This window comes from Nitrosophilus sp. (genome assembly GCF_982775275.1).
The window spans coordinates 1-3,698 of record NZ_CEXZHP010000153.1; the positions used below are offsets into that span (position 1 = coordinate 1).

Genomic DNA, 3,698 nt, shown 5'->3' on the forward strand with positions numbered 1-3,698 from the left:
GGAATACATCCATTATGCAGGCAGGTTCCTCCAATATGGGATAACTCTTTTCCAATAAGAGCAACTTTCAAGCCTTTTTTTGCAGCCACTACCGCTCCGGCATAATTTAAGCCCCCGCCTATAAAGATAATATCATACAATTTTTATCCTTTTTTAAAACTATTCTTTAGATCTTTTATAAAAAGTGCCGCTTGAACGCCGTTGATAACTCTATGATCAAAGGTAAAAGTCATATTAATACTTTTTTTATCTAAAGCCCCAACGGCCAATATTCCTGAATCATTTTGATTTATCATTGCGGTAAAGCTTTTAATCTCAAACATTCCAAGATTTGACAATCCAAAAGTTGATCCCTTAAAATCTTCTATAGTAAAATCTCTTTTTTTTAAATCTCTAACCCACTTATCAATCTCTTCAATAGATTTTTGTTCCACATTTTTGCATACAACCATAAAAAGTTTGTTATCTTTGTAAACTGCGAGGCTAATGTTTGAGTTTGGATAGATTTTATACTTTTCTTCTTCTAAAACGGCTCTTGTCATAGGATGATTTTGCATAACAATACCCAAACGTTTTAGAATAATAGAAGTTAATTTATATTTTGGCTCTTTTTCTATTTCAAATGTTTCAAACATATAAAAAACCGGTTTTTTTTGGGAGTTAACAACATTTTTTATAACCGCTTTTTGATTTGATGATGGCTCTACTATTTTTGGAATGTTGTTCTGTTTTATAAATTTTTTTATCTCATTTGAATCTATTTTATGATCCAATTTGAAACTTTTATAATCTATTTGATACTCATCTAATAGTTTTATTGCTTTTGGAGTAAAATATCTTTTTAAAGTCTCTTGCTGAATATCTTTTGCGTGAGCAGGCGAGGGTAGTATACTCTCTTTTTGAAGTTTTTCAATGTCTATGCCTTCTTTTTGTGCCATTTTTTTTGCTAAAGGTGAAGCGATGCCTTTTGGAATCGAAGTAATCTCTTTTGAAATCTCTTCTAAAATCGGTGGAATCTCCTCTTTTTCCTCTTTTTCTTCTTTTTTCTTTTCTTCCTCTTTTTCTTCTTTTTTCTCTTTAGTTTTTGTTATTTTTTCTGTCTCTATAATCGCAATAGGATTTTTTACAGCTATTTCCTCTCCCTCTTTTGCCAAAAGCTTTTTTATTATCCCATCCTTAAAAGTTTGCACTTCCATAATAGCTTTATCGCTTTCAACTTCGGCTATAACGTCTCCTTTTTTTACCTTATCTCCCTCTTTAACATGCCACTTTATAAGTTTACCTTTTTCCATAGTATCTGAAAGTATCGGCATTTTTATCTCATAATCCATTTTCTTTTCCCCATTTGATTACATTTTTATATATTTTTTTCGGTGTTGGAATAGATGCAAGTTCCAATTTTCTATTGTATGGGATTGGAACATCTTCGGCGGCTATTCTTAAAATTGGAGCATCAAGATGATAAAAACACTCTGTTGCTATTTCGCTTGCAATTTGAGCGCCATATCCGCCGGTTTTGTGATCTTCTTCTACGATAATTGCTCTTTTTGTCTTTTTTATAGAATTAAAAATAGTCTCATAATCGATAGGATTTAATGAGTTTAGATCTATTATTTCTATTGATATTTTTAACTCTTTTTCAATCTCTCTAACGGCTTCTATGGAGTCATATCTCATTTTAAGGTATGTTATCAAAGTAGCATCTTTTCCCTCTTTTACGATTTCGGCTTTAAAAGGGTCAAAATTTTTTTCATCTTTTATATCCCCATCGTAAGTATATAAAAGTTCATGTTCTAAAAAAATAACCGGATCATTTATAAAAATTGCTTTTTTTAGCCCATGATAGGCATAATTTGGATTAGAAGCAGCCAATACGATAAGGCCCGGAACCGATGCGTAAAATGTTTCATAACTTTCACTATGTTGCGCTGCTAGTTGTCTTGATACGCCTCCTGGCATTCTGATAGTTAAAGGGATTGTCATTTTTCCGCCGCTCATATATCTAAATTTTGCCGCGTGATTTACTATTTGATCCATTGCAAGGAGTGAAAAATTTACCGTCATAATCTCAGCAATAGGCCTAAGTCCCCCAATCGCCATACCTATAGCGTTACCAACTATGCTAAGTTCGGCAATTGGAGTGTCTATAACTCTATCTTTGCCATATTTTGCAAAAAGTCCTTCGGTTACTCTATAGCTTCCTCCATATCTACCAACATCCTCTCCAAGTATAACAACACTCTCATCTGCGCTCATCGATTCATCAATGGCTTTATTTAATGCCTCACGGTATAACATTTGTGCACTCCTTGCAATAAACATCCCTGTAGAGCTCTTTTATATCCGGCTCACTTGCGTTTAGAGCAAAATCAACAGCTTCATTAATCTCTTTTTTAATTTTTTCATCAGTTAATTTAAAAAACTCTTCATTTACGATATTTAATTCGATCGCCTTTTTCTTTAAATTTTTGATAGGATCTTTTGATTTATAAATCTCAATCTCCTCTTGGCTTCTGTATTTTCCGCTATCGCTCATAGAGTGGCCTTCATATCTATATGTTTGTGCCTCTATTAAATATGGTCCAAGGGAGTTTTCTATATGCTCTTTTGCTTTAACAACAGCATTGTAAACTTCAAATACGTCCATACCGTCTATTTTAATACTTGGCATATAATTTTTTGTTTTATTATATAGCTCTACAAAAGGGCTTACCCAATCTATTCTTGTTCCGATTGCGTAAAAATTGTTTTCTATAAAAAATATTATCGGTAATTTCCAAGCTGAAGAGATATTTATACTTTCAAAAAAAGCTCCGGAGTTGGTCGCTCCATCTCCAAAAATTGCAAAAACTCCGGCATTTTCTCCTTGTATTTTTCTTGCATAAGCACACCCAACCGCAATCGGTAGATGACCGCCAACTATCGCATCGCCTCCGTAAAAGTTTAAAGAGGGATCAAATAGATGCATAGATCCCCCTTTGCCTTTACTAATTCCTTCAACCTTTCCAAAAAGCTCAGCCATAATAAGCTTTATATCCATACCTCTTGCAATCGCCAATACATGCTCTCTATAATGGGTAAAAACATCACCTTTATCAAAAGCTATCATACTTCCAACACTGCAAGCTTCTTGTCCTATATCTAAATGTAAAAAGCCGGCAATATTTCCTTTCATATACTCCTCTTTTGCGGCTATCTCAAACTCTCTTCCAAGTTTCATCAAATAATAAAACTTTTTAACAAGAGCGCTATTCATTTGAAAATTCCTCTAATGCTTCAAATAAAGGAGTCATATACATTAAAGCTGGTCCTCCATGCATTAAAACAGCCTGCATAGCCGCTTCTATAATCTCCTCTTTTTTAGCGCCGGCATCCAAAGCGCCTTTTGTATGAAGAGCGATACACCATTCACACTGAGCCGCCACAGCTAGTCCAATATTGACAAGCTCTTTTTCCTTTGTAGATAAAGCTCCCTCTTTTTCAACTTCGGTCATAAAGTTTAAAAAGGCTTTTACTTCATTTGGCTGAGTTGTTTGCAATTTACCTATCAACCTTTTAATTTGCTCCAATTTTTCGCTCATCTTTCCCATCTCATCCTCCTTTTTTTAATTGATAATTTAGAATTTCATTTTTGCTATTTCTCCAGCTTTTATCAATTTTACATCTCTTTAACTTAAATTAGTTATAATTTTGAAAAA

The 3,698-nt window shown here is 33.6% G+C and carries 4 protein-coding genes; all 4 read right to left on the reverse strand.

The annotated features are described in order from the left end of the window. Window positions 1-143: 143 nt before the first annotated feature. Genes AC30RD_RS07245 through AC30RD_RS07260 form a run of 4 tightly spaced genes read right to left on the reverse strand, consistent with a single transcriptional unit; the run spans window position 144 to window position 3,590 of the window. The gene (locus AC30RD_RS07245) at window positions 144-1,331 is read right to left on the reverse strand and encodes a 2-oxo acid dehydrogenase subunit E2 (RefSeq protein WP_489493756.1); all 1,188 of its coding nucleotides are present in this window, start codon (window positions 1,329-1,331) and stop codon (window positions 144-146) included. Next, on the reverse strand, window positions 1,321-2,298 hold the full coding sequence (locus AC30RD_RS07250) for an alpha-ketoacid dehydrogenase subunit beta (RefSeq protein WP_489493757.1): 978 nt from the start codon (window positions 2,296-2,298) through the stop codon (window positions 1,321-1,323). The genes AC30RD_RS07245 and AC30RD_RS07250 overlap by 11 nt, the downstream gene beginning before the upstream one ends. After that, window positions 2,285-3,256: a thiamine pyrophosphate-dependent dehydrogenase E1 component subunit alpha gene (locus AC30RD_RS07255; protein WP_489493759.1), complete on the reverse strand. Its 972-nt coding sequence runs from the start codon at window positions 3,254-3,256 to the stop codon at window positions 2,285-2,287. Before AC30RD_RS07255 ends, AC30RD_RS07250 begins: the two co-directional genes overlap by 14 nt. Continuing rightward, window positions 3,249-3,590: a carboxymuconolactone decarboxylase family protein gene (locus AC30RD_RS07260; protein WP_489493760.1), complete on the reverse strand. Its 342-nt coding sequence runs from the start codon at window positions 3,588-3,590 to the stop codon at window positions 3,249-3,251. Before AC30RD_RS07260 ends, AC30RD_RS07255 begins: the two co-directional genes overlap by 8 nt. Window positions 3,591-3,698 lie beyond the last annotated feature (108 nt).

Coding starts and splice junctions, on each gene's coding strand:
- AC30RD_RS07245 (WP_489493756.1), bottom strand. CDS start 1,331: ATGGATTATGAGATAAAAATGCCGATACTTTCAGATACTATGGAAAAA.
- AC30RD_RS07250 (WP_489493757.1), bottom strand. CDS start 2,298: ATGTTATACCGTGAGGCATTAAATAAAGCCATTGATGAATCGATGAGC.
- AC30RD_RS07255 (WP_489493759.1), bottom strand. CDS start 3,256: ATGAATAGCGCTCTTGTTAAAAAGTTTTATTATTTGATGAAACTTGGA.
- AC30RD_RS07260 (WP_489493760.1), bottom strand. CDS start 3,590: ATGGGAAAGATGAGCGAAAAATTGGAGCAAATTAAAAGGTTGATAGGT.